The following is a 12,673-nucleotide window of genomic DNA, read 5'->3' as shown; positions in this document are numbered from 1 at the left end:
ACGCTCCCTATGGCGGCCTGGCGCCGCGCACGGGCGCCGCTCGCGATTTTTCGTAGTTGCTCATCCCACGCCCTGACGATTAATGTCAACTATCTAGTTGGTTGTCAATTTCGCGGGATCTGAGCCTGATGCGTGAACTCTCGAATTTCTACGTCGACGGCGCATGGATCAGCCCTTCCGGCCAGGCGATCTTCGACATCGTCAATCCGGCCACGGAGGCCACGTCCGGTCACCTCGTCCTGGGCGACGTGCGCGATGTGGAGACCGCCGTCGACGCCGCGAGGCGCGCCTTCCGCACATACCGCCGGACCACACGCGAAGACCGCATCGCTCTCCTCGAACGGCTGGTGGCCGCCCTGGCGCGCCGAACCGATGAAATGGCCGCGGCCGTGACCGAGGAGATGGGCTCGCCCGCATGGTTCAGTCGCGACGTTCAGGCGCCTGCGGGCCAACTGCATACCCAGATCGCGCTCGACACGCTGCGGACGTATCCGTTCGAGCAGGTCGTGGGGCGTACGCTCGTCTGCCAGGAGCCGATCGGCGTCTGCGCCCTGGTGACGCCGTGGAACTTCCCGGCCGGCACGATCATGACCAAGCTCGCACCGGCCCTGGCGACGGGTTGCACCGTGGTCCTCAAACCCTCTGAGTATGCGCCCTACTCTGCGCGCCTGATCGCCGAGGCCGTCGACGAAGCCGGCTTCCCGCCCGGCGTGTTCAACATGATCTTCGGCGACGGCCCCACCGTCGGCGCGGCGCTGAGCTCGCATCCCGACGTGGCGATGGTCTCGATCACCGGCTCTACGCGCGCCGGCGTCGACGTGGGCCGCCGCGCCGCCGAGACCGTGAAGCGCGTCCACCAGGAACTGGGCGGCAAAAGCCCCAACATCGTGCTGGAAAGCGCCGATTTCGCCACTTCGATTCCGCATGCGGTGCAGTCGGCGATGATGAACTCGGGCCAGGGCTGCGTCGCACCGACCCGCCTGCTGGTTCCGGCCAGCCGGCGCGCTGAGGCCGAGCGACTCGCCGCGGAAGCCGCCGCCGCCATCACAGTGGGACCACCAGCATCCGGCGCGTTGCTGGGCCCGCTGGTGAACGCAGCCCAGTGGCGGCGAGTTCAGGACATGATCCAGTCGGGACTGGATGACGGCGCGCGCCTGGTGGCCGGCGGCCCCGGTCTGCCCGAGGGGCTCGATCGCGGTTACTTCGCCAGGCCGACGATCTTCACCGATACCCGTCCCGACATGACCGTCGTGCGCGAGGAAATCTTCGGCCCGGTCCTGGTGATCCAGGAGTTCACCGACGTCGAAGACGCCATCGAGAAGGCGAACGACACGCCCTATGGCCTGGCGGCTTACCTCCACGGCGCCGACCTTGAAGAGCTCCGCGATATCGCAAGCCAGTTGTTCGCCGGACAGGTGCATCTGAACGGCGCCGGCCGTCAGATCGCGGACCCGGCGGCGCCCTTCGGCGGCGTGAAGCAGTCGGGCAACGGCCGGGAGCGTGGCCCCGCCGCCTTCGAGGCCTATACCGAGATGAAGTCCTACCTGGGCTATCCCACCACGGCGGTCGCGTGAGCGCGCGGCCCGCGAAGCGTGAGTGAAAGGAACGCGAGCGCGCCCAGCACGCACAGGCCGGCGGCGGTCATCAGGCCCACGTCGTAGTCACCGAACGCCTCGTAGACCCAGCCGGCCATGATCGGTCCAAGCGCGAAGCCGAACGTCGCGAACGAATAAAGCCAGCCATAGGCCTCGCTGTAGGCCTTGAGGCCGAAGTAGCGGCTGACGATGTAGGCCATCATGTCGCTCTCGGCGCTCAGGCCGATACCCAACGCCACGCCGACCACCACGGCGAACTCGGGCCCCGACCGGCCGGCCAGGGCCAGGGTGATGGCCGGCGCCATGAGGGCCGTAGCGGCGACCAGCGGCGCGGGGAAGCGGTCCAGCGCCAAGCCGATCAGCGGCCGTGCGATCATCATCGAAATGCCGAAGGCCGACACCGCGGCCTGAATCTGAAGCGGCGTCGCCCCCATGTCGGTATAGGCCGGCGCGAGATGGATGGTGACGCCGGCGAACACGGGCGAGATGCAGAGAATGGCGAACGCCAGTGTCCAGAAGGCCGGCGTGCGACGGATCTCGCGCATCGTCATGCCCTCGGCAGGCCGTACGTCCTGGGTGGCGACGGTCCGCTCACGCAGCAGAGGCACAACCGCGACGAGCGCGACCAAGACCGCCAGCGCCAGCAGAAGGTATCCAGATCGCCAGCCGTAGGCGGCGATGATCGGCGGCAGCAGGAACGGCATCACGGCCGTCGAGATCCCCGTGCCCGCGATCATGATCCCCAGCGCCAGGCCCCTGGAGCGCACGAACCAGGAGTTCACCGCGCGCGAGTAGACGACGAAGCTGGTTCCTGCGCCCCCGACCGCCAGCGCGGCATAGGCGGCGTAGAGGCTCCACAGCGAGGTGATGGCCTGCGACGCCGCCGCAAGGGTCAGCGCGGCGATCACGATCGACCCCAACGCCACGCGGCGCGCACCCCAGCGATCCGCAAACCGGCCCGCGAGGGGCATGAGCACCAGTAACCCCATGAGGAACGCGCTGGCGGCCGCGCCGATGGCGCTCCGATCCCAGCCATACTCGGCCTGCAGCCGAGGCATGAAGAAGCCCAGCGTGAACGAGGCGAACGAAGAGGCGCTCAAAGCCGCCCCCACCGTGGCGGCCAGCAGCACGGTCCAGCCCTGTCGGAACTCGTTCCACCATGCGCCGGAAACGCTGTCCCCTGCGTGCATGCCCGCCTCCTTGAAAACCAGGTCGCACAACGCGCCCCTTCGGCGCCCTGACCAGTTGGTTGACAATGCCTGGGCGACGAGAACGCCGTCAACCTGGCCCGGCATTCCCCCTGTTTCTCCGCGCTTGACGACGCCCTCATTCTCGCCCACTAGTCAACCAACTAGTCAGCATAAAAATGCTGGCAGACTCATTGGAGGGGGAGGACTCACTTGCGCAGCCACTACAGGACGATGCTCTTCGCGGGCGCCGCGATCACTGTCGGACTGACCCCTGCCGCCCACGCCGCTGAAGCGGCGTCCAGCGCAGAGGCCGTCGGGATCGAAGAGGTCATCGTCACCGCCCGCAAGCGCTCCGAAACCGATATCTCGGTCCCAGCCGTCGTGACCGCCCTGTCCGGCGAGATGCTGGCGGCGAAGGGGGTCTCCGACGTCTACGGCATCGCCCAGCTGACGCCCCAGCTTTCGATCAACAACAACGTGGGCCCGATCGGGGGCCAGATCGCTTTGCGCGGGGTCGCCAGCGGCAACACCGTGGGCGTCGACCAGACGGTTTCGCTCAACATCGACGGCGTCGCCGTCTCCAACGCGGGAGCCACCCGCATCGGCCAGTTCGACCTGCGCCAGGTCGAGATCCTGAAAGGGCCGCAGACCCTGTTCTTCGGCAAGAACAGCCCGGGCGGCGTGATCTCGTTCCTCTCCCAGGACCCGACCGCCACCTGGAACGGCTACGGCCGCGCCAGCTACGAATTCGAAGCCCGGGAGTGGCGGGCCGAGGCCGCGATCTCCGGACCGCTCACCGATGCCCTGTCGATGCGACTGGCGGGCTATGTGAACTCGATCGACGGCTATCTGCGCAACCCGCTGCCAACCAACTTCGCGCCGGGCGTGGTTGGCCCCAGCGAGACGAGATCGCCGCACCAGGATGAGATCGGCGGACGCCTAACCGTACTCTTCGAGCCGAGCGACAAGCTGAGGGCCACGTTCAAGACCGCCTACGTGAAAGCCAAGGGCGCCAGCAGCTTCCTGGCGAGCCAGTTGGTCTATTGCCCGACCGGCGCGCCCCAGGCGCCGCAGGCCATCTTCGGCCCGCCCGCCGACAACTGCCGGCTGGACAAGTACGGCGCCGCCATCAGCGACGCGCCGGCTTCGATCACCGCACTCATCCCCGAATTCGGCGACGGCACACCCCGCGAGTCGAATTCGCAGCTCATCAGCAGCCTGAACCTGTCCTACGACCTGACACCCGAACTGAACCTGACCTCCGTCACGGGCTATCATCGCTACAAGCTGGACGGCTTCTCCACCCAGGTCGGTCCACGCGTCGGCATCGGACTGTCGCAGGACCAGCTCAAGGAGGACTACTCCCAGGAACTGCGCCTCGCCTCCGACTTCGGCGGCGCATTCGATTTCATGGTGGGCGCCTACTACCAGCGCTCGGGCTTCGACGAGGAACCCCGGCTCTACCTCCTCACGGCGCCTTACAATGTGGCGAATACCTATCAGCGTGGGCGCGCAGGGTCGGTGTTCGGTCAGCTCACGTGGCGGTTCGCGGAGAACTGGGAACTGGCCGGCGGCGGCCGGTACACCGAGGAAACCAAGCGCGTCGTCATCACCCGGCAACTCCAGGGCGACGTGACCGGCAACCTCGCCAAGGACAAGGTGAAGGCCAGCGACTTGTCTCCGGAAGTCACGCTCACCTATCGCCCCTCCACGCGGCTCACCGTCTTCGCGGCCTACAAGGAAGGCTTCAAGTCGGGCGGGTTCAATCCCTCGGTCACCGCCACCGTCCCGGTCGGCTACGACCCTTCCTTCGGCCCCGAGCGCGTCGCAGGCATGGAAGCTGGCGTGAAGGCGCTGCTCCTCGACCGCTCACTGCGCGTGAACGGCGCGATCTACAACTACAAATACTCAGACCTGCAGGTCAGCATCTACGACGGCCAACAGCTCTCGACCCAGGTCCGCAACGCCGCCTCGGCGCGGGTCCAGGGCGCCGAGATCGACTTCCGCTACCAGCCGCCGGCGGTCTCCGGCCTCTCGATCGACGGCGCGGTCGCCTACAACCGCGCGCGCTACAAGGACTTCATCGGCACCTGCTACGTGGGCCAGACCGTGGCGCAGGGCTGCAACCTCGTCCCGGCAGGCGGGCGATTCACGTCCCAGGACTATTCGGGCGAACAACTGCCCAACGCTCCGATCTGGTCGGCCAACCTCGGCGCCGCCTACGTCTTCCCGATAAACGGCGACCTCAGTTTCGAGCTGAACGGGGGCGTCCGCTACAAGAGCAGCTACAATCCCGCGGGCGACCTGGCGCCGGGCGGCCGGCAGAAGGAGGTCGCCTTCGTCGACCTCGGAGCGCGCGTGTTCGCCGAGGACGGCAGTTGGGATCTGGCTCTCATCGGCCGAAACATCACGGACAAGCTGCGCGCCCACAGCATTACCAACCAGTCGGTGTCGGGCACCACAGCCGGCCTCGCGGCCGGAACGCCGGCGGACCTCCTGGGCTTCGTCAACCGGCCCCTCGAGGTGCGCCTCCAGCTCACGATCCGCCCAGAACTCTGGCGCTGAGCGGATCGTTGGACGGGCCCGCGGCGACACCTCCCGAAGCCCCCAGGCGGTCCGCAGGGCCGCCGCCGGACCGGCGTCGCCGCTCGGTCCGGCGCACATCTTCCGTCCAGACGTCGTGGCCGGACGGCATGACCGGTTCGGCCCTGATGCGAGGCGCCGCGCGCGATCTCTATACCGGTGACGATCCGGCCAGCCCTGAAGTCATCGCGGAAGACCGGCTCGAAGTCCTGATGTCGCCCCGCCGCGTGATCGAACGGATCGAGGGGGCGCGACGGAGCGCCGAGCTCGCCACTCTCGTCGGCGCTGGTCCGCCAGGGCCGATGCGCAAGGCGGTTCTCCAAGCTATGCCCGATGAGGTCGCCGACGCCACCCTGCTACATCGCCTTCTCGACGACACCGCCAGCGCCGCGTTCGTGTCGACGCATGGCTGGGCGGCCTGGACGTCCGACTGGCGCGAACGCCATCGGGCCGCCGGCCTCGCCGACCGCATCGACCGTGACGTGACGGGTGTCTGCATGGCGTTCCGACCTGGTTCCGCCGCGGTCCGGCCGGACGGTCGCTCGAACGTCGAGCGTCAGAGCCACGCCATCGCGCCGCTCCCGCTTCGGGCCGACGATCCCTACGCTTGGCATCGCTTCGAGGATGCCGACGGGCCGAACCAGAGGCGCTCGCGGCGGATCGACCTGTGGGCCGAGGATGGACTTCTGCGCCTCGACGCCGAATTCCAGGACAGCGCGGCGTTGCCCGGCGTCCGCGAACTTCGGAACATCTTCCATGAGTACCGCGTCCAGGCGACCGTCGAACCCGACAGCCTCATCCTGCGTTCGATCGCGGTGACCCCCGCCGTTCTGCCCTATGGCGAGTGCATAGGGGCGGCCCTGAGCGCGCAGCGGATGGTCGGCTCCTCCATCGAAGGCTTCGGGCGGGGGGTGGCCGCGGCCCTGCCCGGCACGTTGGGCTGCACTCACCTGAACAGCCTTCTGGCGGCCCTGCGCGATGTCGTTGCGCTGAGCCGCCATCTGGAACACCGGGCCGCCCTCAACGCGTGAAGTCGATCACCACCTTGCCGAACCGGTCTCCGCCCGTCATGGCGTCGTAGGCGGCGCGCACCTCCGACAGGGGGAACACCCGGTCCACGACAGGCTCGAGCCTGTTGGCGATCAGCATCCGACACATGTCCTCGAACATCTCACGCGAGCCGACTGTCACACCCTGCATCCGGATCAGGTTGCCCATCAGCGTGGGGATCGGGACGGCCTCCTGCGGACCCGTCAGCACGCCGATCACGGCGACCGTCCCGCCGATGGCGGTGGCCTTGAGGCTCTCTTGCAGCGTGCCGGCGCCGCCCACCTCCAGCACGGCCTGGGCGCCCCTGCCGTCAGTCAGCCGCCGCACCTCCTTCGACCACTCGGCGTGATGGCGGTAGTTGATCGTGTGCGTCGCGCCGAGCGCGCGGGCGCGGGTCAGCTTCTCGTCGGACGAGGACGTGATGATGGTGTCGAAGCCCGCAGCGGCGGCGAACTGCAGCGCGAAGATCGAGACGCCGCCTGTGCCTTGCAGCACGACGGTGTCGCCCGGCAGCGGACGCGCAGCCACCATGAGCCCGTGCCACGCCGTCAGCGCCGCGCAGGCCAGGGTCGCCACCTGGTGATCGGACAGATACTCAGGCGCCTTGATCACCGCAGTCTCGGGCAGCACCACACGCTCGGCGTTGGCTCCCTTCGCGCCCCCAAGGGCGAAGGTCCGCTTCTCCGGCGTGAGCCGTCCCGACAGCCAGTTCGGAAAGAACAGGGTCGAAACCCGGTCTCCCGGCGCCACCTGCGTGACGTCCGGCCCGACCGCCTCCACGACCGCGCAGGCGTCCGACAACGGCGCCACCGTCGTCGCAGCGGGCCTCCGCGCCATGCCCAGGTCGCGCGCGTTCAGCGACGCCGCCAGCAACCTCAGCAGCACCTCCCCGCGTCCCGGCGTCGGCTCCGGCAGGTCGACAAGACGGAGATTCTCCAATCCCCCGGGCGCGCCGATTTCAATACCTCTCAAGGCCAGTCTCCCTGCCAATTGTCATTGTCGATGCGGCGCCGCGACTAGCCCACCTGCCGGTCCTGCTCGGCCCAGAACGGCGTCCGCAGCGCGACCTTGTCGACCTTCTTGTAGCCGGTGAGCGGCAGCTCCTCGACGAAGTGGACCGCCTTCGGAGTCTGCACGGCGCCGCAGGTCTTACGCACGCGCACCATGAGCTCTTCGGCGCTGGCGGCCTGCCCCGGACGGAGCACGACGAACGCCGTGACGGCCTCGCCCCACTTGGGGTGCGGCACGCCGATGACGGCGCTCAGGGCCACGGCCGGATGCCGGTCCAGGGCATCCTCGATTTCCTTCGGATAGACGTTGAATCCGCCGGTGATGATCATGTCCTTGGCGCGGCCGACGATGTAGAGGAACCCCTCCTCGTCCCGCCGCGCCAGGTCACCCGTGTGCAGCCAGCCGCCGGCAAAGGCCTTCGCCGTCTCCTCGGGCCGCTTCCAATAGCCGTCGGTCACGCCAGGACCCCGGGCGCAGATTTCGCCCACCTCGCCGACCCCCACCTCGTTCATGTCGGCATCCAGCACGCGGATGTCCTTGCCGGCGACCGGCAGCCCGCACGACTGCAGGCGCTGCGGCTTGGAAAGGTCATGGTCGGCCACGGCCAGGTACGAAATGGTCCCGCACTCGGACTGGCCGAGGAACTGCGAGAAGATCGGTCCGAACCGCCGCATCGCCTCCTCGAGCCGCTGCGGCGAGATCGGCGAGCCGCCGATCGTGATGAGCTTCAGCGACGAGAGGTCGAACTCGTCCAGCCTGGGATGGTCCAGGATCGCGTACAGCATCGTGGGCACCAAGAGCGCCACCGATATGCGCTCGCGTTCGACCACGTCGAAGAAACCCAGTACGTCGAAGCGCGGGACGATCACCACCGTCCCGCCCTTCATCATCACCGGGCCCGAGTTGAACGCGCCCATGTGCGAGATCGGCGACGCCATGAGCAGCCGCGGCTGGTCCGGCCACTCGCGGACCGCGGCGATGGTCATCATGTTGGTGACGGCCATCCGATGGCTCATCAGCACGCCTTTCGGACGTCCCGTCGTTCCGCCGGTGTAGTAGATCCACGGCAGTTCGCCGCCGTCGGCCTCGATCGCCAGGGGCTGGGGCGAAGCGGGCAGGCCGGACAGGATGTCCTCGCAGGCGGCGTGCGGGTCCAGGCTGAAGATCCGCAGGCCGGGTTCGACGATCCGGGCCTGCTCCGGATAGTGGTCTGCGTCCACGACCAGAACGTCGCTCTCGGCGTCGTCGAGGATGAACCGATGCTCCTCGATCCCGACCAGGGGGTGCAGCGCGGTGTAGCGGACGCCCATGAATTGACAGGCCAGCGTGACGAACATCGCCTCCACGCGGTTCTGCGACAGAAGCGACAACCCCTGACCGCGCGTCACGCCGCGAGACTTGAAGAACTGGACGTATCGGCTGACCTCTTCGCCGACCTGACGGTAGGTGTAGCGGCGATCGCCATCGACCATACATTCCCGCTCAGGGTAGCGGCGGATCGCGGTATCGAAGAGCCCGGCGATGGGACCAACACTATGCAGCGGATCGTGCGACATGGCTCGCGACTCGCCCCTCCCAGATCAAATCAACTAACCAACCGGTTGTATTTTTGCCCCACCCCCGCAAAGGCAGTGGAAGCGCGGAATCTCAGTTCGATCCTTTGTATTTTCGTTTGAATCGAACCTCCGCCCCCGCCGACCCAATCAGCGAGGCCTCCTGCAAACGCATTGACAACATACCTCCCTCAGCTAAATGTCAACTAACTGGTCAGCACAAAGCATGCGCTTTGAGACACGACCGATAAACCCTAGGGGGGAAGCATGAATTCGCGTCACCGGATCCTGCTGGCGAGCGCCAGCGCCCTGAGCCTCGCCTGCATGGGAGCATGGTCCCCAGCGGTGGCGGCCGAAGCGGGGGCCGACGCCGGCGGCCAAGCCGTCGAAGAGGTCATCGTCACGGCCCGGAAACGCGCCGAAAGCGACATCGCCGTCCCCGCGGTCATCACCGCCTACAGCCCCGAGAAGCTGACCCGGGCCGGCGCCAACGACATGTACTCCTTGGCGCGGATGACTCCCCAGCTCATCATCGCGAACAATGCGGCGACCTTCGGCGGCAGCATCTCCCTGCGCGGCGTGGGAAGCAGCGCCGTGAACGGCATTGACCAGACCGTGGCCGTCAACATCGACGGCGTCGCCGTCTCGAACGCAGCCGCAGCGCGGATCGGCTACTTCGATCTGCGCCAGGTGGAGATCCTGAAGGGTCCGCAGGCCCTTTTCTTCGGGAAGAACGCGACAGGCGGGATCATTTCCTTCCGCTCCGAGGACCCCGGCTCGACACGGTCAGGCTACTTGCGCGGATCCTATGAACTGAACGCGGACGAGTATCGCCTTGAAGGCGCCGTGGGCGGACCCGTCACGGATTGGCTGAAGGCCCGCGTGGCGGCCTACGTCGGCCAGACGAAGGGCTACTTCAAGAATCCGCTGCCCAAGGACTTTCCGGACCCGCTCGTCGTGCCCACCAGCTACGACCGCGTGCCCTACAGGAACGAGTTCGGCTATCGCGCGACTCTGCTTGCGACACCGACCGACAAGCTGACCGCAAACTTCAAGGCCACGTTCATCCACTCCAGCGGATCGTCGGCCCATGCTGAAGCCCAGTTGGGGTCGTGTCCGCTGGGGACGTCGCAAGCGTCCGTCGCACTCTACGGCGTTTATGCGGGCGATTGCACCTTCGACAAAACCACCCAGCCGCTCGGCGACGCCTCTGCGGCCGGGGCAGCCGGCCTGCGCCTGCCGCAGAAGCCAGCAGAGCACAACCAGCAGTTCGTCAGCTCTCTGAACATCGACTATGAGCTTACGCCGGAACTCACCCTGACGTCCGTAACCGGATACTATAATTATCTGTTGCGCGGCATGGTCATACAGGTAGGCCCGCGAGGTGACGTCTTGCTGGCGTCGAACTCAGAGCAACGCGACGCCTCGCAGGAACTTCGACTGACGTCAGACTTCGGCGGGCGCTTCGACTTCATGGTCGGCGGCTTCTTCCAGCGATCCGTATACCATACCGACAGCGACCGCTACGTGGCGGGTCCGATCCTCGTGGGGAACTACAAGGTCCCCGGCTTCACATATTCGGCTTTCGCTCAGGGCACTTTTCGCGTCAGCGACACCCTCGAGCTGGCCGGCGGCGCCCGCTACACCGAACTCAAGAAACGCATTACGGCGATCGAGCGGCGCGTCCTGGTCGTGAACGACGTGACCTCGCGGATCCCGGTAACAGAATTCACGACCACGGACGTCTCGCCCGAAGTGACTCTGACCTACAGGCCGACGTCGGATCTCACGCTCTTCGCCGCCTACAAGGAAGGCTTCAAGGGCGGCGGCTTCAATCCCTCCGTCGTCGGGGTGACCCCGGGCGCCCGGGTGGACTACGGGCCGGAGTATGCGCGCGGCTTCGAAGGCGGTGTGAAGGCCCGTCTCTTCGACCGGCAGATGCGCGTGGACATCTCGATCTACAACTACACCTATGACGACCTGCAGGTGAGCGCCTTCGACGCCACATTGTCCCGGACGCTCGTGCAGAATGCGGCCTCGGCCAAGGTCAAGGGCGTCGACTTCAACATGAACTACCAGCCCGCAGCCGTACGCGGGCTGAGCTTCGAAGTCGGCGTCGGCTACAATCACGCCCGCTTCGACGAGTTCAAGGGCGCCTGCTACACCGGCCAGACCATCGCGCTCGGCTGTAATCTCGACAGCCTGAACGGGCGGTTCCAATCGCAGGACCTGAGCGGCCGGCCGCTGCCGAGCGCCCCCGACTGGAGCGGGAACGTCGCCGTCTCCTATGACTTCGAGGTCGCCAAGAACATCCGCCTCGATCTGGGCGTCGGGCTCAGGTTCGTGGACTCGTATAACCCCGCCGGGGATTTCACCCCGTTCGCGGCGCAGAAGGCCGCCCACTATTGGGACGCCCGCGCCCGCCTCTACAGCGAAGACGACCGCTGGGATCTGGCGCTGATCGGCCGGAACCTGACCGACGAAATGCGCGCGGTCTCGGTCTTTGCGGCCACAGGTGGCGGCACGGCGGCCGGTCTTCCGACCGGCACCCGGGCCGACCTGCTCTTCATAAGCAACCGCCCCTGGGAAGTGCGCATGCAGCTCACCCTGCGGCCGGCCTTCCTCAATCCCTAATCCAAGGCGACGCGCACCCCGGCGGAGTGATCCGCCGGGGTGTGGTCGTTTGGCCCCTCGGCAGGATCAAGACAGATGCGGTTCGATGGAAAGGTTGCGGTGATCACCGGCGGCGGCTCGGGCATCGGCCTGGCGACGGCGTTGGGGTATGCCGAGCGAGGCGGCTTCGTCGCCATACTGGACTTCAACGGTGAAGCCGCCGAGACCGCCGCGGCTAAGGTCCGCGACTTCGGCGGGCGCGGCCTCGCCATCCGCGTCGACGTCGGCGACCAGGCTGCGCTGGAGGCGGCCATAGGCCGGGCAGCGACCGAACTCGGCCGGATCGACTTCCTGCACAACAACGCCTACGCCCACCCGGCCGGCTTCGCCCGGGTCCCGACCGCCGAAATCCCGCTGGAACATTGGCAGCACGCGGTGACGGTCGGCCTGAATGCCGTCTTCTGGGGCACGCGCGCCGCCCTGCCTGTCATGGCGGCTCAAGGCGGCGGCGCGATCGTCAACACCTCGTCCATCGGTGGCGTCGGGGCCGCGCCGAACGGCGCCGCCTACGGCACGATGAAGGCCGGCCTGATCAATTTCACGCGCATCGTCGCGATCGAGTACGCCCAGGCCAACATCCGTTGCAACGTCATCGCTCCCGGCCTGGTCGAGACGCCACTCACCGCCAGCGGCGACGAGGCGCGACGGCGCGAGATGCTGCGCGCCGTGCCGCTGGGCCGCGCGGCGCGGCCCGAAGAGCTGGCCAATGCAATCCTCTTCCTGGCGTCCGATCTGGCGTCCTTCATCACCGGCGCCGTGCTGCTGGCCGACGGCGGGCAAACCGTTCAACTCCGCACGCCATCGGCCTAGCCCGCCGCGACGCGGCGGGCCTCCTGCCCTTCCTCGAGCGTTGTTGGGCGCCGCGCTGCCGGCGCCGCCTGTCCCATCCGGCGTCCGCGACGCCTTCGCCCATCCTCGCGCCGTCGGTTGGGGCGGGGCAGTTGACCTGCATCCACGTGCGGGCGAACCTCGGCCCCGTCCCATAGGCCGCAGAGCGGGGGCGCGTACGATGGTCCGA

8 protein-coding genes are annotated in these 12,673 nt (G+C 67.4%); 5 read left to right on the top strand and 3 right to left on the bottom strand.

The annotated features are described in order from the left end of the window. The first annotated feature begins 128 nt into the window (after positions 1 to 128). Positions 129 to 1,574 carry an aldehyde dehydrogenase family protein gene (locus tag WG212_RS03300; protein WP_337185639.1) on the top strand — a complete coding sequence of 482 codons (1,446 nt, stop codon included), beginning with the start codon at positions 129 to 131 and terminating at the stop codon, positions 1,572 to 1,574. Here the strand turns inward: WG212_RS03300 and WG212_RS03295 are convergent. Further along, positions 1,550 to 2,785, bottom strand: a complete 1,236-nt coding sequence (locus WG212_RS03295; protein WP_337185638.1) for an MFS transporter — start codon at positions 2,783 to 2,785, stop codon at positions 1,550 to 1,552. The genes WG212_RS03300 and WG212_RS03295 overlap by 25 nt on opposite strands. A 210-nt stretch (positions 2,786 to 2,995) precedes the next feature. Between WG212_RS03295 and WG212_RS03290 the strand changes: the two genes are divergently transcribed. Together WG212_RS03290 and WG212_RS03285 are read left to right on the top strand one after the other, a co-directional pair. Then, positions 2,996 to 5,350, top strand: a complete 2,355-nt coding sequence (locus WG212_RS03290; protein ID WP_337185637.1) for a TonB-dependent receptor — start codon at positions 2,996 to 2,998, stop codon at positions 5,348 to 5,350. 128 nt (positions 5,351 to 5,478) lie between these two features. After that, positions 5,479 to 6,399 carry a DUF2889 domain-containing protein gene (locus tag WG212_RS03285; protein ID WP_337185636.1) on the top strand — a complete coding sequence of 307 codons (921 nt, stop codon included), beginning with the start codon at positions 5,479 to 5,481 and terminating at the stop codon, positions 6,397 to 6,399. Here WG212_RS03285 and WG212_RS03280 read toward each other — a convergent pair. Then, entirely contained in the window at positions 6,389 to 7,390 is a 1,002-nt protein-coding gene (locus tag WG212_RS03280) for an NAD(P)-dependent alcohol dehydrogenase (RefSeq protein WP_337185635.1), read from the bottom strand. The genes WG212_RS03285 and WG212_RS03280 overlap by 11 nt on opposite strands. Positions 7,391 to 7,434: 44 nt before the next feature. Further along, entirely contained in the window at positions 7,435 to 8,985 is a 1,551-nt protein-coding gene (locus WG212_RS03275) for an AMP-binding protein (RefSeq protein ID WP_337185634.1), read from the bottom strand. Positions 8,986 to 9,249: 264 nt separating this feature from the next. Between WG212_RS03275 and WG212_RS03270 the strand changes: the two genes are divergently transcribed. Both WG212_RS03270 and WG212_RS03265 read left to right on the top strand, forming a co-directional pair. Further along, a complete protein-coding gene (locus WG212_RS03270) occupies positions 9,250 to 11,616 on the top strand; it encodes a TonB-dependent receptor (protein WP_337185633.1) in 2,367 nt (788 codons plus the stop codon). Positions 11,617 to 11,691: 75 nt separating this feature from the next. Beyond that, positions 11,692 to 12,465, top strand: a complete 774-nt coding sequence (locus WG212_RS03265; RefSeq protein ID WP_337185632.1) for an SDR family NAD(P)-dependent oxidoreductase — start codon at positions 11,692 to 11,694, stop codon at positions 12,463 to 12,465. Positions 12,466 to 12,673 lie beyond the last annotated feature (208 nt).

Origin of the sequence: Phenylobacterium sp., from assembly GCF_037189685.1 — a bacterium.
Taxonomy (GTDB): domain Bacteria; phylum Pseudomonadota; class Alphaproteobacteria; order Caulobacterales; family Caulobacteraceae; genus Phenylobacterium.
The sequence above is the reverse complement of the archived record's forward strand: the minus strand, read 5'-3'. Positions and strand labels throughout refer to the sequence as shown.

Coding starts and splice junctions, on each gene's coding strand:
- WG212_RS03285 (WP_337185636.1), top strand. CDS start 5,479: ATGACCGGTTCGGCCCTGATGCGAGGCGCCGCGCGCGATCTCTATACC.
- WG212_RS03270 (WP_337185633.1), top strand. CDS start 9,250: ATGAATTCGCGTCACCGGATCCTGCTGGCGAGCGCCAGCGCCCTGAGC.
- WG212_RS03275 (WP_337185634.1), bottom strand. CDS start 8,985: ATGTCGCACGATCCGCTGCATAGTGTTGGTCCCATCGCCGGGCTCTTC.
- WG212_RS03295 (WP_337185638.1), bottom strand. CDS start 2,785: ATGCACGCAGGGGACAGCGTTTCCGGCGCATGGTGGAACGAGTTCCGA.
- WG212_RS03265 (WP_337185632.1), top strand. CDS start 11,692: ATGCGGTTCGATGGAAAGGTTGCGGTGATCACCGGCGGCGGCTCGGGC.
- WG212_RS03300 (WP_337185639.1), top strand. CDS start 129: ATGCGTGAACTCTCGAATTTCTACGTCGACGGCGCATGGATCAGCCCT.